The sequence below is a fragment of the Stenotrophomonas sp. C3(2023) genome (assembly GCF_032911385.1).
Classification (GTDB): Bacteria; Pseudomonadota; Gammaproteobacteria; order Xanthomonadales; family Xanthomonadaceae; genus Stenotrophomonas.
On the sequence record NZ_JAWJLO010000001.1, the window covers coordinates 2,074,682 to 2,096,826 of the forward strand.

The 22,145-nt window shown below is 67.1% G+C and carries 19 protein-coding genes and 1 tRNA gene; 5 read left to right on the plus strand and 15 right to left on the minus strand.

What is annotated here, in order from left to right:
- Nucleotides 1–15: 15 nt before the first annotated feature.
- Together RZA67_RS09125 and hisS are read right to left on the minus strand one after the other, a co-directional pair.
- Nucleotides 16–333 (minus strand): YerC/YecD family TrpR-related protein, encoded by a 318-nt coding sequence (locus RZA67_RS09125; protein WP_317212428.1) that lies wholly within the window; start codon nt 331–333, stop codon nt 16–18.
- 264 nt (nt 334–597) lie between these two features.
- Nucleotides 598–1,995, minus strand: coding sequence for a histidine--tRNA ligase (hisS, locus tag RZA67_RS09130; protein WP_317212429.1), 1,398 nt, complete (start codon nt 1,993–1,995; stop codon nt 598–600).
- Between the two features lie 207 nt (nt 1,996–2,202).
- Here hisS and RZA67_RS09135 point away from each other — a divergent pair, with 207 nt between their 5' ends.
- Nucleotides 2,203–2,880, plus strand: coding sequence for a helix-turn-helix domain-containing protein (locus RZA67_RS09135; protein ID WP_317213972.1), 678 nt, complete (start codon nt 2,203–2,205; stop codon nt 2,878–2,880).
- A 39-nt stretch (nt 2,881–2,919) separates the two neighbouring features.
- Here the strand turns inward: RZA67_RS09135 and thrC are convergent, their stop codons facing one another.
- The 9 genes from thrC to RZA67_RS09180 form a co-directional block, all read right to left on the minus strand.
- Nucleotides 2,920–4,209 (minus strand): threonine synthase, encoded by a 1,290-nt coding sequence (gene thrC / locus RZA67_RS09140; RefSeq protein ID WP_317212430.1) that lies wholly within the window; start codon nt 4,207–4,209, stop codon nt 2,920–2,922.
- Between the two features lie 26 nt (nt 4,210–4,235).
- On the minus strand, nt 4,236–5,150 hold the full coding sequence (locus tag RZA67_RS09145) for a homoserine kinase (RefSeq protein ID WP_317212431.1): 915 nt from the start codon (nt 5,148–5,150) through the stop codon (nt 4,236–4,238).
- Nucleotides 5,147–7,666, minus strand: coding sequence for a bifunctional aspartate kinase/homoserine dehydrogenase I (thrA, locus tag RZA67_RS09150; RefSeq protein WP_317212432.1), 2,520 nt, complete (start codon nt 7,664–7,666; stop codon nt 5,147–5,149). Before thrA ends, RZA67_RS09145 begins: the two co-directional genes overlap by 4 nt.
- Nucleotides 7,667–7,752: 86 nt before the next feature.
- Nucleotides 7,753–7,905 (minus strand): hypothetical protein, encoded by a 153-nt coding sequence (locus RZA67_RS09155; RefSeq protein ID WP_317212433.1) that lies wholly within the window; start codon nt 7,903–7,905, stop codon nt 7,753–7,755.
- A gap of 179 nt (nt 7,906–8,084) precedes the next feature.
- Complete coding sequence (locus tag RZA67_RS09160; RefSeq protein ID WP_317212434.1) at nt 8,085–9,035, minus strand: DMT family transporter; 951 nt, start codon at nt 9,033–9,035, stop codon at nt 8,085–8,087.
- A 77-nt stretch (nt 9,036–9,112) separates the two neighbouring features.
- A complete protein-coding gene (locus RZA67_RS09165) occupies nt 9,113–10,228 on the minus strand; it encodes a hybrid sensor histidine kinase/response regulator (protein ID WP_317212436.1) in 1,116 nt (371 codons plus the stop codon).
- Complete coding sequence (locus RZA67_RS09170) at nt 10,225–10,797, minus strand: chemotaxis protein CheB (protein WP_317212438.1); 573 nt, start codon at nt 10,795–10,797, stop codon at nt 10,225–10,227. The genes RZA67_RS09165 and RZA67_RS09170 overlap by 4 nt, the downstream gene beginning before the upstream one ends.
- Complete coding sequence (locus tag RZA67_RS09175) at nt 10,797–11,621, minus strand: CheR family methyltransferase (RefSeq protein WP_317212439.1); 825 nt, start codon at nt 11,619–11,621, stop codon at nt 10,797–10,799. The genes RZA67_RS09170 and RZA67_RS09175 overlap by 1 nt, the downstream gene beginning before the upstream one ends.
- On the minus strand, nt 11,618–14,758 hold the full coding sequence (locus tag RZA67_RS09180; RefSeq protein WP_317212440.1) for a response regulator: 3,141 nt from the start codon (nt 14,756–14,758) through the stop codon (nt 11,618–11,620). The genes RZA67_RS09175 and RZA67_RS09180 overlap by 4 nt, the downstream gene beginning before the upstream one ends.
- Before the next feature lie 173 nt (nt 14,759–14,931).
- Here RZA67_RS09180 and RZA67_RS09185 point away from each other — a divergent pair, with 173 nt between their 5' ends.
- Nucleotides 14,932–16,059 carry an ATP-binding protein gene (locus tag RZA67_RS09185; RefSeq protein WP_317213974.1) on the plus strand — a complete coding sequence of 376 codons (1,128 nt, stop codon included), beginning with the start codon at nt 14,932–14,934 and terminating at the stop codon, nt 16,057–16,059.
- Complete coding sequence (locus RZA67_RS09190) at nt 16,056–16,412, plus strand: response regulator (protein WP_317212441.1); 357 nt, start codon at nt 16,056–16,058, stop codon at nt 16,410–16,412. The genes RZA67_RS09185 and RZA67_RS09190 overlap by 4 nt, the downstream gene beginning before the upstream one ends.
- A gap of 14 nt (nt 16,413–16,426) precedes the next feature.
- On the opposite strand, the gene RZA67_RS09195 is transcribed toward RZA67_RS09190, so the two are convergent.
- From RZA67_RS09195 to RZA67_RS09210, 4 genes are all read right to left on the minus strand, one after another.
- Nucleotides 16,427–17,101 carry a MarC family protein gene (locus RZA67_RS09195; RefSeq protein WP_317212442.1) on the minus strand — a complete coding sequence of 225 codons (675 nt, stop codon included), beginning with the start codon at nt 17,099–17,101 and terminating at the stop codon, nt 16,427–16,429.
- A gap of 96 nt (nt 17,102–17,197) precedes the next feature.
- Nucleotides 17,198–17,893 (minus strand): outer membrane beta-barrel protein, encoded by a 696-nt coding sequence (locus RZA67_RS09200; protein WP_317212443.1) that lies wholly within the window; start codon nt 17,891–17,893, stop codon nt 17,198–17,200.
- Between the two features lie 360 nt (nt 17,894–18,253).
- Nucleotides 18,254–18,538, minus strand: a complete 285-nt coding sequence (locus RZA67_RS09205; protein ID WP_317212444.1) for a hypothetical protein — start codon at nt 18,536–18,538, stop codon at nt 18,254–18,256.
- Nucleotides 18,539–19,551: 1,013 nt separating this feature from the next.
- Nucleotides 19,552–19,628, minus strand: a tRNA-Arg gene (locus tag RZA67_RS09210).
- 191 nt (nt 19,629–19,819) lie between these two features.
- Here RZA67_RS09210 and RZA67_RS09215 point away from each other — a divergent pair.
- Complete coding sequence (locus RZA67_RS09215; RefSeq protein WP_317212445.1) at nt 19,820–21,352, plus strand: aldehyde dehydrogenase family protein; 1,533 nt, start codon at nt 19,820–19,822, stop codon at nt 21,350–21,352.
- On the plus strand, nt 21,352–22,134 hold the full coding sequence (locus tag RZA67_RS09220; RefSeq protein WP_317212446.1) for an SDR family oxidoreductase: 783 nt from the start codon (nt 21,352–21,354) through the stop codon (nt 22,132–22,134). Before RZA67_RS09215 ends, RZA67_RS09220 begins: the two co-directional genes overlap by 1 nt.
- Nucleotides 22,135–22,145 lie beyond the last annotated feature (11 nt).

Consider the following 22,145-nt stretch of genomic DNA (forward strand, 5'->3'; position numbering starts at 1 on the left):
TCAGGGGGCAGCGGATCAGTCCGCGGTGTCGGCATCCAGCCGGGCAAGGGCAGCGGCGTAGCCACGATGGCCATGCTCAAGCGTGCGCGCCACCCGTCCGGTGGTGGTCACGCTGACGCCGGTGCGCTCATGGATCTCCCGGTAGGGCACGCCCTGCAACAGCAACGGCACCACCTTCCAGCGGTCGGCCATGGCCTCCAGCTCCGCTGGCGTGCACAGATCGCGCAGGAAGTCGGTCATCTGCTGTGCGTCGGTCAGGCCGGCAAACGCCGTGGCCAGGGCGGCAAGGTCGGCCTGGACGTCTTTCACCACAGGGTTGGGGCGTGCTTTCACGAAAACCGGTCCGTTGAATCAATGTAATAGCGTGCTAGTACATTAATGCATTCGCCTGCGCCGGGTCAAGTCGCAGGGGAGAGGCAGCCGAGGTCGGTTCAGCTTGCAGGGCCCGGACAGCCTTGACGGAGAGCCGGAATCAGAGCCAAGGCGTGACGACCAACGGTCGTCACCTACCGCAGCCGGCTGCCACAACGCAAAACAGCGCAGGGCTTACGCCCTGCGCTGTTTCTGTCACACCTGCCGGGCGCCGCCGCGGCCGCCTCACGCCATCGCGCGGGTCTGCTCCAGTTCGACCTGCAGCGTGCTGGCCAGCTCATCGCGTGCCACCTCGAACTGCTGCTCGCGCAGCAGATCCTTCACCGCAACCACGCCGCGGGCCAGCTCGTCCTCGCCGGCCAGCACCACGAAACGGATACCCGCCTTGGCCGCGTACTGGAACTGCTTGCCGATCTTCTTCGGCTCCATCTGCACTTCGGCGTTGATGCCACCGGCACGCAGACGCCGGGCGATGTCCAGCGACTGCACCATGCCCTGCTCGTCCATCAGGGCCACCAGCGCCTGCACGCTGCTGCCCTCAATGCCATCGATCAGGCCGGCTTCGCGCAGCTGCCAGAACAGGCGCGTCAGTCCAATGGAAATGCCCACGCCCGGCAGGCGACTCCTGCTGTAGTGGCTGGCCAGATCCTCGTAGCGGCCACCCGAGCAGATCGAGCCGATCTGCGGGTGGTCGGTCAAGGTGGTCTCATAGACGGTGCCGGTGTAGTAGTCCAGGCCGCGCGCGATGGAGAAGTTCAGGCAGTACGCCTGTTCCGGTACGCCCAGCGCCTTTACCAGCGCCAGTACTTCGCGCAGCTCGGACACGCCCGCCCGCAATGTGTCGGTGGCTGCCACGTCAACCTCCAGCGCTGCCAGTTGCGCCAGCGCATCGTCATGGCCCTGCGAGCGCACGGCCACGAAGGCCAGGATGCGCTCGACCTGCTCGGCCGCGATGCCAAACCCTTCGCCCACCAGCGTCTCGCGCACGTAATCGGGCCCGCGCTTGTCCAGCTTGTCGACCTCGCGCAGCACCGCCAGCTGGCGCTCACCTTCGGCCACGCCCAGGGTTTCGAAGAACCCGCGCATCAGCTTGCGGTTGTTCAGCTGGATGCTGAAGTGACCAATGCGCAGTTCGGAGAACACCGCGTGGATCACCGCCAGCACCTCAGCGTCGTAGCGCACGCTCAGGCTGTCCTTGCCGATCACATCGATATCGCACTGGTAGAACTCGCGGAAGCGGCCCCGCTGGGCGCGCTCGCCACGGTACACCCGCTGCATCTGGTAACGACGGAACGGGAAGGTCAGCTCATGCTCGTGCTCGGCGACGTAGCGCGCCAGTGGCACGGTGAGATCAAAGCGCAGCGCCATCTCCGGCAGCGAGCGGTCGCCCGCTTCAGCCGCATTGGCCAGCGCCCCGGTGGACTGCACGAAGTAGACCTGGCGCTCGGTTTCCCCACCGGACTTGGTCAGCAGCACGTCGGACAGCTCGAACACCGGCGTTTCCACTGGCAGGAACCCGAACCGCTCGTAGTTGCGGCGGATGACGTCCAGCATGCGCTGGAACGCGATCTGCTCGCGCGGCAGCAACTCCATGATGCCGGGCGGGGTACGGGGCTTGATCACGAAAGGACTCCTGCGGAAAACGGGGGAAGGACAGGGGCGATATTCTAGCGCCAGCGCCCCCCGGCGCGCGCCCTGCCGGACCAAGCGGCTGCATGGCGTATCATTGCAGTGTTTATTACTGACGCCCGACGACGCCCCGCCCCCATGTCCCGGCAGCATCCCCACAGCGAATCGGCCAGCGCTGCCGCCTGCACCGCGCAGGAATGCATGCAGTGCAGCGTGCGGCACCTGGCCGTGTGCTCGGCCCTTGCGCCTGACGAAGTGCAGGCACTCGAAGCGGTCACGCTATCGCAGCAGGTGGCGATGGGCGCAACGCTGGCGCGCGCCGGTGAACCGCGCCTTCATGTCTATACATTGACCCAGGGTGCGCTGCGTCTGGTGCGGACCCTGGCCGATGGCCGCCGCCAGATCAGCGGCTTCGTGCTGCCGGGCGACTATCTGGGCCTCAGTGGCAGCGATGTGCACCGGTACGATGTCGAAGCCATCGCCGACAGCCGCGCCTGCCGCGTCTCCGTTGCGCACATGCGCGAGCTGCGCAGTCGCTTCCCGCACCTGGAACGCAAGCTGCTGCAACGGGCCTGCCAGGCGTTGGACGACGCGCAGGACGCGGCGATGGCGTTGGCACGGCTGCAGCCGCCGGAGAAGGTCGCCGACTTCCTGCTGCGACTTGCCGCCCGCGAAGTGCGTCTGGGCGGCAGTGCACTTCGGGTGACACTGCCGATGGGGCGCGGCGACATCGCCGACCATCTCGGCCTGACCATGGAAACGGTGAGCCGCACCTTCACCCGGCTGCGCCAGCAGGGCCTGATCGCCCTGCCCCACCTGAACATTGTCGAGATCCTGGACGAATCGGCGCTGCGCCAGCTCGCCGGCGACGAAACGTAACCCTGCTGCCGGGCGCTGGCCGGCGGCGTTGCGACCTGCTCACCGCAGCAGATACGCGCGCAGCGCCGCGTAATCAGCCGCCAGAGGTTCAGCCTGTGCCGGGCGCTGCAGCAGCGCCGCCAACGGTGCCGGCACGGCGACCGCGTGGCCGACCAACGGCTCGACCACGGCCTCGAACTTGGCCGGGTGCGCGGTGGCCACCACCGCCCAGTCACCGCCTGCCCCCTGGACGCGCAGATCCTGCAACACCTTGGCGGCGGTCGCGGTATGCGGGCAGATCGCCTCGCCGGTGCGTGCATGTACGCTGGCAATGGTTGCGCGGATCATTGCGTCGTCCACCGCGTGACACGTGAACGCCGCGCGCAGCTTTTCATCGTCGTCTGCGTAGAGCCAGCGCAGCCGTTCAACGTTGCTTGGTGCACCGACATCCATCGCGTTGGCCACCGTAGCGACACTGCTGCAGGGCTGGTACGGCTGGCCATCAAAGAACCGCGGCAGCACGTCATTGGCGTTGGTGGCCAGCGCGATGCGACCGATCGGCAGCCCGACGTGCCGCGCCAGGATCGCCGCCATCGCATTGCCCAGGTTGCCGGTCGGAATGACCAGGTTGAGGGCGGACCGCCCTGCCGCCTGGTGCTGCAGTGCTGCATGGGCGTAGTAGCTCATCTGCGGCAGCAGGCGCCCCAGGCTGATGCTGTTGGCCGAACTCAGCGGCCGCTGTGCCTGCAGGTCGGCATCGGAGAGCGCCTGCTTGACCATCGCCTGGCAGTCGTCGAATGAACCGGCCACACGCAGCGCCTGCACGTTGTCGCCGAAGCAGCCCAGTTGATGGGCCTGCCGGGGCGAGACGCGGCCATCGGGGTACAGGACCACCACCTGCAGCCCCGGCTGCCGGTGGAAGGCTGCCGCCACCGCCGCGCCGGTGTCGCCCGAGGTGGCCACCACGATGGTCAGCGGCCGGTTCTCAGCGCGGCGCAGGCGTGACAGGGTCGCGGCAAGGAAGCGCGCACCGATGTCCTTGAACGCCGCCGTGGGTCCATGGAACAGTTCCAGCAGATAGTCTCCATCGGCGCCGAACGGCCGCAACGGTACCGGGAAGTCGAACGCCTCGGCGCAGATTGCCGGCAGCTCCGCGGCCAGCACGTCATCGGCAAAAAACGGGGCAAGCACCTGCGCGGCCGTGTCGGCCAGGCAGCTGCCCACGCGCCAGCGCCGCGCGGCTGGCAGCATCTCTGGCACATACAGGCCGCCATCCGGCGCCAGACCGGCGGCAATGGCCGCACTGAGGGATACGGGCGCACTGACGCCGCGGGTGGACACAAAGCGCATCACATCATCCTGTCGAAAGAGCAAGGTCACAGCAGCACGGCTGCCGGTGAGGCCAGGCTGGAAACCCACGCCTGGCTGGAGAGCCCGTGGGCGGCAAAAGCAGCCTGCACCGGCGCCGCCGCCGCCTCCGCTTGGGCACGGTGTTCAAACCATGCAAAAACGCTCGGGCCCGCACCGGAGATGCTCGCCCCCATCGCGCCGGCCTGTAGCGCCGCATCGCGCGCAGGCCCGAATCCGGTGATCAGCGGCGCACGCCGTGGCTCGACCAGCACGTCACGCAATCCCGCCCGGACCAGCGCGGCATCTGCTTGGTGACAGCCGGCCAGTACCAGCGCCAGCTGACTGCTCTGGGCAACGAATTCGCCCAATGCGTAGCTGCCCTGCAGCACTTCCCGCGCACGACGGGTTTCGAGCACCGCGTCCGGATGCACCAACAGGCTGTGCCACTGCGCCGGCACGGGAATGGGCACCAGCCGGTCGGCGGTACTGAGCACCAGGCCACCGAGCAGCATCGGGCCCAGGTTGTCGCCGTGCCGCCCGCCGCTGGCCACCTGCTCGCCATCCAACGCGAACGGATACAACGCGCGCCGGTCAAGCGGCGTGTCGAGCAATGCATTGGCTGCCACCAGCGCGGCGACACACGATGCTGCCGATCCGCCCATGCCCGAGCCCAGCGCAATGCCCTTGTCGATGCTCACCGAAAACCCGAATGGCAGCGCCAGCGCCTGGCGCAACGCAATCAACGCCGCGCCGGCCGTGTTGTGCTCTGGCTCCAACGGCAGCTGCACCGTGGTCCCCCGGATCGCGGCGATGCGCACCTCGGGCGCGGCGATGCGTTCCACCGTTACGGTATCGCCTGCGCCTTCGATGGCGTGCCCGAGAATGTCAAAGCCCACCGCGACGTTGCCGACCGAAGCCGGTGAGAAGGCGCGCGCGATCACAGCCGTGCCCCCTCGCCCGCTGCCACCCGAAGCAGGTCGGCGAACACGCCGGCAGCGGTCACCTCCGGTCCAGCGCCAGGCCCCTGTACCACCAGCGGGTTGTCGCAGTAGCGGCGGGTGCGGAACTGGACCACGTTGTCGGTGAGCTGCAGGTTGGCGAAGGCGTGGGTTGCCGGCACTTCCGCCAGCCCAACCGACGCGCCATCGGCGGTCAGCGCGGCAACATAGCGCAGGACCGCGCCCCGCTCCCGGGCCCGCTGCAGGCGCTGAAGCAGTGCTGCATCACCCTGCTCAAGCGCTCCCATGAAGGTCTCCACATCGCCATCGCGCAGTGCTTCGGGCACCAGACTTTCCACCTGGACCTCCGGCAGACTGAGCGCGCGCCCGGCTTCACGCGCCAGGATCACCAGCTTGCGTGCCACATCCACCCCGGAAAGATCGTCGCGCGGGTCCGGCTCGGTGTAACCCAGGGCCCGGGCCTGGGCGACCAGCGCGGAAAATGGCTGGCTGCCATCGAAGCGGTTGAACAGCCAGGCCAGCGTGCCGGAGAAAATGCCTTCGATGGCCAGCACCTCGTCGCCGGTATCGACAAGATCGCGCAACGTGGTGATCACCGGCAACCCCGCTCCCACCGTGGCCTCGTAACGGAAGCGCGCACCACTGGCCAACGCCGCGCTGCGGATCTGCTGGTAGCGCTCCCACGGCCCGGAGCCGGCCTGTTTGTTGGGCGTGACCACATGGATGCCGGCGGCAAGCCACCCGGCGTAGCGCTCGGCGACCTCGGCGCTGCCGCTGCAGTCGATCACCACCGCGTGCGGCAGATGCGCGGCCTGCAGGTGGGCGGTAAAACGGTCCAGGTCGCTGGTCTCATGCTGCGCAGCCAGCGCCGAACGCCAGTCCCCCTGCACCGCGCGCGGAGCCAGATGCATGCCCCCGCGGGAGGCCACCGCGCGCAACCGCAGATCGATATTGGCCCTGGCCAGCAGTGCCGGCTGCGCGGCCTGCAACTGATCCAGCAGCGCCGCGCCCACATTGCCCGGACCGATCACCCCCACCGCGAACGTCTGCGGTGACAACCAGAAGCCCGCATGCGCCGCGCGCAGCGCGCGCGTTGCGTCCTCGCTCCGGATGGCCACCGAGATGTTGCGCTCCGAAGACCCCTGCGCGATTGCCAGGATGTTGACCCGCGCCCTGCCCAACGCCTCGAACAACCGCGCGGCCACGCCCGGCTGCCCGGCCATGCCATCACCCACGGCCGCCAGCACGCTGACGTTGTCGGTCACGTGCACGCGCTGCACCTGGCCGGCGGCCAGTTCGCCGGCGAAGGCACGCAGCAGCGCATCGCGGGCCTGCGCTGCGTCGTTGCCGCGCACCACACAGCAGATCGAATGTTCGGAGGATCCCTGCGAGATCATCACTACCGACACGTGTGCCTGACGCAGCGCCGAGAACACGCGCTCGGCCGTGCCGGGCACGCCGATCAGCCCGGTGCCCTCCAGGTTCACCACGGCCAGCTCCGGGCTGAGGGTCAGCCCTTTGATCGGTCCGCGGATCGAGCGCTGCGCGGTGATCCGCGTGCCTGGATGCGCAGGTTGGAAGGTGTTGCGGATCAAAATAGGCAGGCCGCGTTCGATCGCCGGCGACATGGTCTGCGGGTGCACGACCTTGGCGCCGAAGTACGCCAGCTCGCATGCTTCGTCGTAGCTCAGCGCCTCCAGCTGGACCGCTTCAGGCACCAGCCGCGGGTCGGCCGAGAGCACCCCGTCCACATCGGTCCATATCTGCAGTTCTTCAGCGTTGAACAACGCGGCGAAGATCGCACCGGAATAGTCACTGCCGTTGCGCCCCAGCGTGGTGATGCGGCCCTGGCGGTCACGGGCGATGAAGCCGGTCACCACCACGCGCGGCTGCGGGTTGTTGCGCCGCCACTGCTGCAGCCGCTGTGCGCTGAGTGCCCAGTCCACGGTGACGCCCAGTTCGCCGTGATCCACGACCAGCACCTCACGCGCGTCAAGCACCGCACACGCCTCACCCAATGCCAGCAGATGCTGGCCAAGCAGGAAGGCCGAGCAGACCTCACCCAGGCCCTGCACGCGGTCCAGCACCTCGCGTGGCAGACCACCGATGACGGCCAATGCCTCCAGCACCAGCAGCAGTTCATCGAACTGCGCGTCCAACCACTCCACCCCTTCCCCTGCGTCTTCTGCCAGCAGGGCCACGGCAGCGCCACGATGGCGCGCGCGAAGTGCATGCCAGGCATCGCGCCAATGGCTGGCGCCTTCAGCCGCCAGCCGTGCCAGATCAATCAGGCTGTCGGTGACCCCTTTCATCGCCGATACCACGCTGACCTGCTCGGCTTCCCGGCGCTGGAGCAGCAGCTGTGCCACATGGCGGTAACGCTCGGCATCGGCCACGGAGGTGCCGCCGAACTTGTGCACCACCGTGCGCGGAACCGCATCTGCGGTGGCAACGGGAGCGGCCTGGGACAAGGGGAAAGCGGCAGCAGGAGAAGACATGGTGACCTCGTTGGGAGGCCCCGCATCACGCCGGTGGAAGGGTATCCCCGCCACCTGTTCCGGTGCGGGGCCGTGGTTTTCGTGTGTTACGCGAAGACGACGGACCGCACCCCGGTGGTGGTACCGGTGGTAATGGTGGTGGTAATGGCGGTGCTGATCGAACCGCTGGACACCTGCACACCCACGCCCGTCGCAAGGGCGACGAAGGCGCTCGGGTTGATGGAGGCGTGCAGGTCCATGGGTCAAGAAAACTATGCGCGGCGTGGGGCTGTCAAGTGCTGCGCCGCAAAAAAAGCCGGCAAGCGAGGTCGGCCTGCGCTCGGGCATCTGTTGCACTGGTTACCATCGTTGCGTGGCAAGGCGCCACGCCCGCCGTGCGCACGATGCGCCGAATGTTACCCCGGTCCGCTTTCGCTGCTCAGCCGGCGTGTTCGGCAATGGCCGCAGGCGCGCGGTGCGCATGTGCGCAGAGCAGCACCCCGCCCACCAGGCAGCCTACCGCCACCATTTCCAGCGCCGTGGGCCAGCGTTGCTGCCACGCAAAACCGTAGGCCAGCGCGAACAACGTCTCGAATACGATCATCTGGCCGGACATCGTCAGCGGCAGTTCCCGGCTGGCACGGTTCCAGCAGGCATTGCCGATGACCGAGGCGAACACGGCCACTGCTGCGGCCACGGCCCAGAACGTGGCCCATTCTCCCGGAGCATGGGCCTGCTGCCGGCCGGCGAAGGCCAATGGCACCAGAAGCAGCGCCAGCGCCCCGGTGGCGACACCGGTGAGCAGCGACCAGTCGTGCCCGGACAGGTCAGGCCGCCGCGCCAGCCAGCGGCTGTTGCCTACTGAGTACAGCGCCCATGAGAACAGCGCGCCGAACGCGCAGACCAGCCCCAGCAGACGCCGTCCCCACGGCGTTTCCAGATGCTCGGACATCACCGCCTCATAGCCGACCAGGAGCACCCCGAGCACGCACAGCAGCAGCGCCGGCAGCAGCCGCCTGAGCGGCACCGCACCCTCCTCGCGCGCCCCCACCAGGGTGACCACCACCGGGATCAGTCCGACGATCAGTGCCGCGGCCGCACCGCCAGCCCATTGCACGGCAGTGGCCAACAACACGAAGTAGACCAGGTTGCCGGCCAGGCTCAACCAGATCAGCGCACGCCATTCGGCTCGACCAAGGCGCGGCGCCAGCCGCTTCCAGCGGGGCAGCAGCAGCACGAGCGCGACCATCCCGTAAACGAGGTAGCGCGCAGCCGAAAGCTGCACCGCACTGAAGGCGTGCAGCACGGCCGGGGCGAGGAACACCAGTCCCCAGAGGGCGCCAGCGGCCACACCGTTGCCGATGCCGATGGCCATGGATGGGTTACGCATGGGTCTCGCGGAGAATCGGACAGGTGCGCAGTGTAGGCCGTCAGCGCTCAGGTGTGTGGCGCAGGCGCGTTGCTGCCTCAGGCGACGCGGCGCGGCAGGCACGCCTCGAACACCACCCCATCGTCTTCATTGCGCGCCTGCAGCGTGCCGCCGTGCGCGGCCACGAACTGGTCGGCGATATACAGGCCCAGTCCAAGCCCCTTGCTGGCGTGGAAGCTGGCCTTGAAGGGTTCGAACAACCGCGGCATCAGCGCCGGGTCGATCTGCCCGGCGTTGCGCACCTGCAGCACCACGCGCTCGGCCGTGGTGCCATCGAGCTGTACCTGTACCCCCTGCTTGCCCCCATGGACAACCGCATTGCCCACCAGGTTGGAAACAATCTGGCCAAGCCGATCGGCATCACCGTGCAGACGCACGTCACCGTACTGCTCGTAGTGGATGTTGGCATCAGGATTGGCCCGACCGGCCTCTTCCACCACCGACGCCACCACCTTGCCCGCATCGCAGCGCTCCAGCTGCAGGCGCAGCCCGCCGGTGCGGATGCGTGAGAAATCCAGCAGCTGTTCCACCATGCGCGCCATGCGCAGGGTGCTGGTTTCAAGGTGTACCAGGGTCTGCTGGGCGCCACTGTCTTCAGGCAGGTCGAAGCTGAGCTTGTCGGTGCACAACAGGATGGCCGACAGCGGCGTGCGCAGGTCGTGGGTGAGTACGGCGGTCATCGTCTCGTTGAGCTTGATGGCGCGCTCGAGCTCTTCATTGCGTGCCTTGAGCAGCTGCTTCTGCTGGTAGAGCTCGATGAACACATTGACCTTGCTCAGGATCACCTGCGGCTCAACCGGCTTGTGCAGGAAGTCCACCGCCCCGCTCTCATAGCCCTTGAACGCGCGTACCGGATCGTTGGGCGAGGCGGTCAGGAAGATGATCGGCACGTCGCGGCTGCGCTGTGAGCCGCGCATCAGCTCGGCCAGCGAGAAACCGTCGATTTCCGGCATGTGCACGTCAAGCAGCGCCAGCGCGACCTCGTGCTCCAACAGCAGTTCCAATGCCTGGGCCCCGGACTGCGCCAGCAGCAGGTTGACCCCGTCGCGGCGCAACAGCGCCTCCATCGCCACCAGGTTCTGCGGCACGTCATCGACGATCAGCAGATTGACCGGCGCAACGCGGGCGACGGGAGCGGTGGGCAGCAGGTTCATGAAAATACGTCCTTCAGGCGCCGACAAAGCTGTTCAAGGGGCAGCACGGCATCGGCGCCGGCGTGCTGCAGGGCTGCGGCCGGCATGGTGGGTGCAACGGCCTCCTCAGGGCATTGCAGCCAGGCCTGGCCACCGGCAGCGCGCACGCAGGCAATGCCATCGCTGCCGTCGTGGCTCGCGCCGGTCAACAGAATGGCCAGCACACGGCTGCCAAACACCGCCGAAGCAGATTCAAACAAGGGATCGATGGCCGGCCGCGAGAACACCACCGGCGCATCCACCGAAAGCGCGACGGCCTGTTCGTCTTCGACCAGCAGGTGATAATCAGGCGGCGCAAAGGTCACCGTACCGGGCTCCAGCGGTTGCTTGTCGCAGGCCTCACGGACCGGCAGCAGACAGTCGCCGGCCAGTACCTCGGCGATGCGACTGCGCCGATCGCGCGGAAGATGGATGACCACCAGCACCGGCACCGGAAGCGTGGCCGGTAGTGCGGCCAGCAGCGGGCGCAGCGCGGCCACGCCGCCCGCCGAAGCCCCGACGACGACCAGCGCCGGTTGCCAGGTCGACATCAGACGGCTTTCCGGTACAGGCGCTGCTCGCGCGAGCACGCCTCGAAGGCATCATGGTGCCGCCCGAACTGCAGCGACTCCTTGCTGCCCAGCCCCAGAAAACCACGGTGCACCAGTGCCTCGCGGAACAGGCCCACGGCACGGTCCTGTAGTTCGCGGTTGAAGTAGATCAGCACGTTGCGGCAGGACACCAGGTGCACCTCGGAGAACACCTGGTCGGTGGCCAGACTATGATCGGCAAAGACCACGTTGCGGCGCAGGCGGCGATTGAACACCGCACCGTCGTAGGCGCTGGTGTAGTAGTCCGAAAGCGAAGCGGTGCCACCCGCGGCCAGATAGTTGCGGCTGAACTGGGCGATGCGGTCGATCCCGAACGCGCCGGCCTCGGCCGCCGCCAACGCGGCCGGGTTGATGTCGGTGGCGTAGATGATCGAGCGCTCCAGAAGGCCTTCTTCCTGCAGCAGGATCGCCAGCGACCAGACCTCTTCACCGGTGCTGCAGCCGGCTACCCACAGCTTTACCGACGGATAGGTGCGCAGCACCGGAATGGCCTGCTCACGCAGCGCGCGGAAGTAGGCCGGGTCACGGAACATCTCCGAGACCTGCACGGTGAAGAACTGCATGGCCTGGGTGAACAGTTCCGGCTCGTGCAGCAGCCGATGCTGCAGGTCGCTCAGGCGCTCGCACTCATAACGCTGCATGGCCTGGCGCATGCGCCGGCGCAGCGAAGAAACCGCGTAGTCACGGAAGTCATAGTGGTAGCGCTGGTAGATCGCTTCCAGCAGCACCTTCAACTCCAGGTCAAACAGCGCCTGCTCGTTCATTGACGCGAGCACCAGACCCGGCACAGCGAGACCAGCTTGTCCACGTCGATGGGCTTGGCGATGTAGTCATTGGCGCCGGCCTGCAGGCAGCGCTCGCGGTCATCGGGCATCGCCTTGGCGGTCAGCGCGATGATCGGCAGTTCCTGCAGGCTTGGCTTGGAACGGATCTCGCGCATCGCGGTGAGCCCGTCCTTCTCCGGCATCATGATGTCCATCAGCACCAGGTCGACCTCGAGCTCGGCAAGCTTGTCCACGGCCTCTTGGCCGTTGCGGGCAATCTGCAGGTTCACCCCCAGTGGTTCGAGCACGCTGGACAGGGCGAAGATATTGCGCACATCGTCCTCGGCCAGCAGCACGGTGCGGCCATCGAGCACGCTGTCACGTCGACGGGCCTCGCGCAGCAGGCGCTGCTGGTCGGTGGGCAGGTTGGCTTCAACGCTGTGCAGGAACAGGGTCACCTCGTCGAGCAGACGCTCGGGAGAGCGCGCGCCCTTGATGATGATGCTCTTGGAATAACGGCGCAGCTGCTGTTCTTCCTCGCGGTTGAGTGCGCGCCCGGTGTAGACGATGACCGGCGGGAAGCCCACCTCATCATTGCCGGCCATTTTCTCCAGCAGTTCGTAACCGGTGCCGTCAGGCAGGGAAAGATCCATGACCATGCAGTCGAACGTCGACGAGGCCAGCTGCGCCATCGCATCGGCCACGGTGCCCACGGCGGTGATCTGCAGCTGGTCGCGGCCCAGCAGCAGCTCCAGGTTCGCGCGCAGGTCACTGTCGTCCTCGACGATGAGCAGGCGACGCATGTCGCGGCGGCTGGTTTCTTCCAGCTGACGGATCGCCATGGCCAGGCGCTCGCGGCTGGCCGGCTTGATCACATAGCCGATCGCGCCGAGCTCCATCGCCACCTGGCTGCGCTCCATGCCCGAGACCATGTGTACCGGAATATGGCGGGTGTCGGGGTTGCGCTTGAGGCGCTCGAGCACGCTCAGCCCCGAGACATCCGGCAACCCGATGTCGAGCAGGATACCGTCCGGCTGCAGATCGCTAGCCAGCTGCAAGGCTTCCTCGGCCGTGGTAGCCACCACACAGCCGAACTGCAGTTCGGCGGCCAGGCCGACAAGCGCTTCGGCAAATGCCGGGTCATCCTCGACCGCCAGAATCAGACGGTTGTGCCCGCTGCCCGCCAGCGCCTCGGCCCGACCACTGCCCGCGTTCCGGCTCGCACTGTAGGTGGCCACTGTCGGCGCGGCGAGCGGCGCAGTCTGCGCGCGTGCGGCAGGTGCTGCGGCCGGACGTGCCGCGGGTGCACTGGCCGGCGCAGCGGCCGGGCGTGCCGCGGCCGTCGCCTCGACGTCGGCCGGCGCACCTTCCAGCGGCACTTCCACGGTAAAGCAGCTGCCGCGCCCGGGCTCGCTGTCCACCAGTATCTGCCCGCCCATGCGGGCGGCCAGGTCACGCGAGATCGACAGACCCAGCCCGGTACCGCCGTAGCGCCGACGCGTGCTGCCATCGGCCTGGCGGAACGCTTCGAAGATCACCGGCAGCTGCTCCTGCGCGATACCGATACCGGTATCGCACACGGCGAAGCGGAGGAAGCCGGCCGCGCCCGGACGCACCTGCAGACTGACGCTGCCCTGCTCGGTGAACTTGACCGCGTTGGCCAGCAGGTTCTTCAGTATCTGCTGCAGGCGCTGGTTGTCCACCACCAGCTGGCGGGGGGCATCCGAGGCAAGCTCGATGTTCAACGCCAGACCCTTCTGCCGCGCCATCGGTTCGAAGGTGTCACGCATGCGGGTGATGATGCTGTCCACCGCCACCACTTCATCGCTCAGCTCGACATGGCCGGCCTCGATCCGCGAAAGATCGAGGATGTCGTTGATCAGCGCCAGCAGGTCGTTGTTGGACGACAGGATGGCCTGGGCATACTTGACCTGTTCGGCGGAAAGACTGCCGTCCTTGTTGTCCGCCAGCAGCTTGGCCAGGATCAGCGAGCTGTTCAGCGGTGTGCGCAGCTCATGGGACATGTTGGCCAGGAACTCGGACTTGTAGCGCGAGGTCTCGGCCAGCTCGTTGCTGTTGCGCACCAGCTGCGCCTGCGCCACCAGCAGGGCCTGCTTCTGCGATTCCAGCTCGTGAGTACGCTCTTCCAGCTGGACGTTGGTCTGTTCAAGCTCTGCCTGCTGCTGCTCCAGGCTGACCTGCGACTGCTGCAGGCTGCGGCTCTGCTCTTCCAGCTCTTCGTTGGCCACGCGCAGCTCTTCCTGCTGGGCCTGCAGCTCCTCGCCCTGACGCTGCGATTCTTCCAGCAGGGTCACCAGCTGCGCGCGCAGCAACGAGGCGCGCAATGCCATGCCGATGGAATCGCTGCAGCGCTCAAGCAGTTCGCGCAGCAGCGAAGCATCGAGGCTGGTCTGATCACGGCCCAGTTCCAGCACACCCACCGCAACCCCATCGCTGCTGACCGGCGCGACGAAGCGCTCGCGCACCGCGATCTGGCCCAGGCTGGACTGCACCTGCAGGCTGGCCGCCGCATCGCCACGCAGCACACGCGCCGCGCCGTCCCGCATCGCCTGGCCGAGCTGGCCTTCGTGCAGGCCGACCGCAGTCGGCTGTCCCGCCGGTACGGCAACGCCGCCGGTCAGCAGCAGCCGCCCGCCCTCAAGCCGGTACAACACACCCACCTGGGCCTGGGTCTGGGTGGCCAGCGCCTGCATCGCCGCTTCGGCAATCTGCTCCGGACCGAGGTCGCCGCGCAGGCTCATCGCCACCGCGTTCTCGGCCTCCTGCAGCCACAGCGCGCGCAACGCCTGGCGCCGCGCCTGGATCGCCCGGGTGACGATCAGCGCGATCATGAGGAAAGCGACGCCACCGATGGTGCGGTTGACATACGAGAACGCCGAGTTGCTGCTGGCCGGCGCGACGTTGTAACCGATCGCCAGCAGCACGCAGGCCAGCAGTGCAACCACGACCGGCACACGCGTACTGCGCTGGAACAGGGTCACGCCGACCGCGAGGAAATAGGTCAACCACGTTGCATAGCCGAGCGGCACCACCAGTTCCATTGCCGCCGTACCCAGCAACAAGCCTGCAGCCGCGGCCCACACCCACCGATCACGCACCATCGCGCCAGCAGTCATCAGGCAACCGTCCAAAAAAGGGGCCCCGATGGTAGCGCATCTGACGCGATTGGCAGCATGGGACCAAAGACAGGCGAAAAGCGTCTACGGTGTCTTCACAATGGTCTCACTAGCGTTGCCTACCGCACACCTTCGATATGAAATGCGTGGCCATTGCCTTCCAGCCTGATTCCGTGCTCAGCGATCCGAGCCGCCAGCTGCGTCTATTGATCGACAGCGTGCACGATCATGCGCTCTACCTGCTGGACTGCGACGGTATCGTCTGCAGCTGGAACCCGGGTGCCCAGCGCATCAAGGGCTACACCGCCGAGGAAGTCATCGGCACGCATTTCGGGCGCTTCTACCTGCCGGCCGACCGCGATGCCGGCGCGCCATTGCGCCTGCTTGAACAGGCTCGGCAGGCCGGCCGCCACAGCACGGAAGGCTGGCGGGTGCGCAAGGACGGCAGCCGCTTCCGTGCCAGCATCGTGATCGAGCCGGTCATCGACAATGGCACTTTGCTGGGGTTCGTCAAGATCACCCGCGATGTCACCGAAAACTGGCAGGCCCAGCGCCTGCTGCGCGATGCCCAGCGGGCGCTTCGCCAGAGCCAGAAGTTCGAGGGCGTGGCCCAGCTGAGCCGCGGCCTGGCGCACGAGTTCAACAACCTGCTCACCACCATCGGCAACGCCCTGGACCTGCTGTCGGTGCGGGTGGGCGACGACCCACGTGCCGGTGGCCTGCTGGACCGGGCGCAGGCCGCCAGCGATCGCGGCGCACACCTCACCCGGCAGTTGCTCGCTTTTGCTGCCGGGCAGACCCTGGTCGGCGACCAGGTCCAGCTGTCCAGCCTGATTCCGCAGTGGGAGGGCATGCTCAAACGCTCCTGCCACGGCAACGTGCAGCTGCAGTTCGCGCTGGATGCAGCCTTGCCCGAGGTGCTGGTAGACCCCACCCAATTGCAGGCGGCACTGACCAACCTGGTCATCAACGCCTGCGAAGCGATGCCCGAGGGCGGGCGCATCCTGGTGGCCGCCACGCTGGAAGAGCGCCTGGACCCGGATGCTGAACAGCCACTGCGTCGGCGTTACGTGGCCTTGAATGTCTGCGATGATGGACGGGGTATGCCCCCGGATATCGCCGAGCGGGCCAGCGAACCTTTCTTCACCACCAAGGACATCGGCCAGGGCAGCGGTCTGGGCCTGAGCCAGGTGTTCGGTTTTACCACCCAGAGCGGCGGCTTCGTTGATGTGTCCACCAAGCCCGGTGTCGGCACCACGGTCAGCCTGCTGCTTCCCGCAACGGAGGATGCTTCACCATGACCGATTCGATCCGCGTACTGATGGTCGAGGACCAGCCAGACCTGCGCGAGATGATAGGTGTGGCCCTGAACGATCTCGGCATCGAGGTCGAGACCACCAGCGACGGGCACGGGGCTCTGGCGCTGCTGGAAGAAGGTGCCCCGTTCGACGTTGTTTTCAGTGACGTCAGCATGCCCAACGGCATGTCCGGCATCGAGCTGAGCGAGTACGTGGCGCAGCGGCAGCCCTCGGCGCGGATGATCCTGTCCTCCGGCTACGCGCGCTCGCAGTTGCCGCCGCTGCCGGACAACGTCGAGTTCCTGCCCAAGCCCTACCGGCTGCGGCAGCTGTTCGACCTGCTCACCGCCCGCTGAGTGGCAGGCTGCCATCATGCTGCGGCACCGCTGGCGGTGAGATCGAGCCAGCCTGCCCACACCAGCTGGATGCCGATGCACAGCAGCACGAAGGCCACCAGCTGCTGCATCACCACCGCGCCGTTAGGCCCGATGCGGGTCACCAGCTTGATGGCGTTGCGCAGCGTGTAATAGACCACCAGCACCACCAGCAGCGCCCCGCCGATGGCCACCAGCACGCCGGACACCATGTGCAGCGGCGTTACCGTGCCGCTGTGCGCGCCCAGCGTGACGCAGGCCGCCAGCGTGCCCGGCCCGGTGGTCAGCGGGAAGGTCATGGGATAGAACGCCTGCTGCAGCGGCTGCTCATCACTGAGCGCGGCTGCCTGCTCTTCCGCCGGCGACGGCGGTGAATCAGCGCGGGCACCCAGCATGCGCCATGCAGTGGCCGCCACCAGCAGGCCACCGCCGATGCGTACCACCGGCAGCGAAATGCCGAACAGGGTGAGCACGTAGGTGCCCACCAACATGGTGGCCACGATCATCACAAAACTGTTGATGGCGATCTGTCGCGCCAGCTGTCTGGCCAACCCTTCCCGCGCACCGACCAGCCCGACGAACACCGATGCCGAGCTCAACGGGTTGATGATCGGCAGCAGCGTCACCGGCACCAGCAGAATCTCGCTGGCCAGGGCGCTGATCACCTGCATGGCTGACTGCATCGTGCGTGTCCGTAAGGGTGGCGTCTGGCCATCGTAAGCGCACCCGCCCCACTGCGGTACAGCAGCAGGGCGAGCGCACGACGGTCAGAACCTGTAGCGGGCGCCCAGGTAGATTTCGCTGGACACCAGATTGGCGCGCATGATCTCGTCCTGCAGACCACGGGCATTCGGGAACGCATTCCAGCCGCTCTGGGCCTGACCCATATCGGTGTAGCGGTAGCCCAGGTCCAGGGTCAGCTGCTCGATCGGGGCATACGACACACCTGCGCCCACCGACCAGGTCAGGTTGTTCTGGCGACCGACGTTGTACATGCGGGTCGGCATGCCCTGCCAGCCATCGGACTTCAGGCGGGTGACGCCCAGACCGAGCGAGCCGTACACCGACACGCCCTCGTAGATCGGGAAATCGCGGTACGCATTGGCCATGAAGCGCTGGGCTTCAATGTAGTTCACATTGTTGCTGAGCGGGAACGTGGTCGAGCCGCTGGTAAAGGTATCGGTCTTCGGCAGCACGTATTCGCCTTCCACACGCCAACCGTTGCCGTACTGGTAGCCTGCGGCCACCGAGCCGGTGGTGAACTTCTGCTTTTCCTGACCCGGCACGAAGCTGCCGATCCCCGGACGCGCGCTGGCGGCCATGTCGCGCGCCTTGTGCTCGGCACCGATGACACGGCCAGCGATGTAGTAGCCAGCTTCGTCAGCCGGGGCCGCCATGGCTGAAGTGGAGGCCGCGCAGGCCAGGGCCAGGACAGAAAGGGACAGCAATGCAGCAGTGCGCATGTAATCGACTCGCTTGGTCAGATCGGCGCCACGCAGGGCACCGAGGAAGGGGGAGAGGCTTGTTAATGCCAGCCGGCACTCTAGGCCCCGCCCCCGGCGGTCGATATAGGACTGGTCGCAAGCGACCGGAGGCGCTGCTACCAGCGCGCGAACAACATGAACAAAACGGCCAGCACGGCGATCCCGAGCGCGATCAGCAGACCGCTGCGCTGCCAGCGCGACGGCTTGGGCTTACCAGGGGTATTCATGGGTACAGGCTCCTGTGCAACGCCTGCAACCAGCAGGCTTGGCCCCACCCTGCCGTGTCGAGTGCGACGGGCGGGTGCAGACAATGTGCAGGCCGCGTCGCATGCACGCCGACTAGCGCGCGCCCATCGTGCCCATGCTGAACACGTAACCGTGATCCATCAGAAAGCGGCGCATGCGCAGCTCCACCGCATGTGGCGCATTGAGCGTGGAAGGGCCGTACAGCGCATAGACCACCCCGCCCTCGTCCAGACGCTCGCGGCGAACGCTGCATCCGTCTGCAGCGGCAGCATTGTTCCAGCCTGCCTGCAGCTTGTCCGGCCCGATCGACTGCCCGTTGCGCAGCCTGAAACTCAACCAGCGCACATCGGCGCCGGAGGTATGAAGCCGTTTGCTCATTGCGTCCTGCCCCGAAGGTCCAGACATGACCATACGCGCTCTGCATGTCAGGCTGGAATGAGACGATGGGTGGGCACCCGGCGCCCAGCGCTGCTGCGCCCGGGCGCCCGCCATTGAGGCGGCACACCACCACCGTGCCGCGTGTATCCATTCCCCCGGAGTGCTGTTGCTGGCTAGTGGATTCGCAGGTCACCACCGAGGGCAGCGGTTCATGGCCCTCAGGTCCGGGACGACAACCGTCCGCTGGCGGCGTGCTGACATCCGGCGTGCCTGCCGGTCCTGCGCCGCTGATCATGCAGACATCGTTGGCGCCCTTCGGACCGGTGTAGCTCAGGCGTGGCGAGCCATCAGGGGCAACACTGAGCGAGAGCCCCAGCGCGGTGCGCGCGTCGCGGGCCTGGTAATACGCGTCGCTGAAGCGCTTGAGCTTGGCTTCCCGGCCCTGCACGAAGACCGGGCCGCCGGCATCGGCATGCACGTCGATGCCCTCGGGTCAAAGGGCGCTGAGCTGGGGAAGGGCGGCGTGGCTGGCGGTGGCGGCCGGCAGCAGCACCGCAGCGTGCAGACGGGGAGCGGGCCCCGGTACGGAGCAGCATCCTGACTCTCCTGGTCGCTTTACCGCTGCCAGCAAGCTCACGTAGCGTTCTGCGTGTCGCCGCCCAATCGGCGACCGGGGCTTAGCAGCTCTCTCAAGACGCGCCAGCGTCCATCGACCGATATCCGGTGCCTCGGTGCCGGGTATCGGCGGTGGCGTGCTTGCCTGTGCTCCATGGCGGGCGGTGCGCGGAGACCGAAAGGTCTGCCGGGCTCTTGAGCCGGTCTGCTAACCGCGCATCGTCTGCCGCCTTTGGGCCAGCGGAGGCAGGTCACTTCTGACGCCGGACGGCGACGAAGAGGCGGTGTCCAAACCGAGGTATTGACCTGAGGCTTGGGACCGCTGGGACCAAGTACTGTGGATATGTGGGAAACAGTGTGAAAAGCGCCGCCACTGCCATCCGATAAGTCATTGGTCGTGGTGACCCCGGCCCGATTCGAACGGGCGACCTTCCCCTTAGGAGGGGGACGCTCTATCCAGCTGAGCTACGGGGCCATCGGCAGCCGTGAAGGATACAGGGATGCAGCGCGCGCGGCCACCTCCCCTGCAGTCATGGCCGCCCGCCGCTCGTCGCTGCAGCGCGCAAAGCCGAAACCGGACCCTCTGTTACCATCGGCGTTTGGCTGACCGCCCCCTGCTGCACGCGGCCCGGCTTCCCAGACACACGCAGGAAAACAGGAGTAAGCATGTCCTCTGAGCTGCTCAAGGCCCTCGGCCTGGATGCGATCAACGCCGGCACCTATCTCGGCAACGGCCAGTGGTCCACCGCCACCGACGGCGAGCTGATCACCCCGGTCAACCCGACCACCGGCCAGGCCATCGCCCAGGTCCGCGCGACCACCGCGGCCGAGTACGAAACCGTCATCGCCCGCGCGCAGGAAGCCTTCAAGACCTGGCGCACCACCCCGGCCCCGCGCCGTGGCGAAGCCGTGCGCCTGTGCGGCGAAGCGCTGCGCGCCAACAAGGATGCGCTGGGCTCGCTGGTCGCGCTGGAAATGGGCAAGAGCAAGCCCGAGGGCGACGGCGAAGTGCAGGAGATGATCGACATCGCCGACTTCGCCGTGGGCCAGAGCCGCATGCTGTACGGCTACACCATGCATTCCGAGCGCCCCGGCCACCGCATGTACGAGCAGTACCATCCGCTGGGCCTGGTGGGCATCATCTCGGCGTTCAACTTCCCGGTGGCGGTGTGGAGCTGGAACGCGTTCCTGGCCGCCATCTGTGGTGACATCTGCATCTGGAAGCCGTCCAACAAGACGCCGCTGACCGCCATCGCCTCGATGAAGATCTGCAACGACGCACTGCGCGAAGCCGGTTTCCCGGACATCTTCTTCCTGATCAACGATGCCGGCACCGAACTGTCCGAAACGCTGGTCGAAGACCGCCGCGTGCCGCTGATCAGCTTCACCGGCTCCACCCAGGTCGGCCGCCTGGTCAACGAAAAGGTTGCCCGCCGTCTGGGCCGTTGCCTGCTGGAACTGGGCGGCAACAATGCCATCATCATGGACGAGACCGCCGACCAGAAGCTGGCCGTGCCGGGCATCGTCTTCGGTGCGGTCGGCACCGCCGGCCAGCGCTGCACCACCACCCGCCGCCTGATCGTGCACCGCTCGATCTACGCCGACGTGCTGGCCACGCTGATCAAGGCCTACAAGCAGGTCGAAGGCAAGATCGGTGACCCCACCGATGCGGCCAACCTGATGGGCCCGCTCAACAGCGAAGCGGCCGTGCAGCAGTTCCTCGATGCCATCGCCCAGGCCAAGGCCGCCGGTGGCACCATCGAGACCGGTGGTACCCGCATCGACCGTGCCGGCAACTTCGTGCTGCCGGCCATCGTGACCGGGCTGAAGAACAGCGACGCGGTGGTGCAGCACGAAACCTTCGCCCCGATCCTGTATGTGATGCCGTATGACACGCTGGATGAGGCCATCGAGATGCAGAACGGTGTGCCGCAGGGCCTGTCCTCCTCGATCTTCACCCAGAACCTGAAGACCGCCGAGAAGTTCCTGTCGGCGGCCGGCAGCGACTGCGGCATCGCCAACATCAACATCGGCACCTCCGGTGCGGAGATCGGCGGCGCCTTCGGTGGCGAGAAGGACACCGGCGGTGGCCGCGAGTCCGGCTCGGACGCGTGGAAGGTCTACATGCGCCGCCAGACCAACACCATCAACTACTCCGACTCGCTGCCGCTGGCCCAGGGCATCAAGTTCGACCTGTGATGGAACTGACCCGGCCCCCTGCCCCGCCCGTGCTGGATTTTTCAGGCCGTCGGGTGCTGGTGGCCGGCGGCAGCAGGGGCATCGGCCGCTGCATGGCATTGGCCTTTGCCGCGGCAGGCGCGCAGGTTTCGGTCTGCGCGCGCGGCCAGCAAGGGCTCGATGCCCTGCTCGCCGATGCCGCTGCGCAGGGCACGCCGCTGCACGCGGTGTCCACCGACCTGGCCGAGGCCGGGCAGATCCAGCGCTGGCTTGAGCAGGCTGCCGAAGCACTCGGCGGCATTGATGTGCTGGTCAACAATGCGACCGGCTATGGCATGGCCGACGATGAGGACGGCTGGGCTGCCAGCCTGCAGGTCGACCTGATGGCAGCGGTACGCGCCAGCCGGATGGCCCTGCCCTGGCTGCAGGCCTCGGCCGATGCCTGCATTCTCAATCTGTCCTCGATCGCCGCCCAGCAACCGCGCCCCGGCGGTGCGCCCTATGCCGCAGCCAAGGCCGCGCTTTCCCACTACACCACCTCGCAGGCGCTGGCGCTGGCACCGCACCGGATCCGGGTCAACGCCATCGCGCCGGGTTCGATCAGCTTCGCCGACGGCCTCTGGGAGCGCCGCCGTGTGGACGAGCCGGCGCTGTACGAGGCCACGCTGGCGCGCATTCCGTTTGGCCGCTTCGGGCATCCGGAGGAAATCGCCAATGCGGCGCTGTTCCTGTGTTCGCCGCTGGCCGGCTGGATCACCGGCCACGTGCTCAACGTCGACGGTGGCCAGGTCCTGATGGGCTGAGCCGCAGGCTC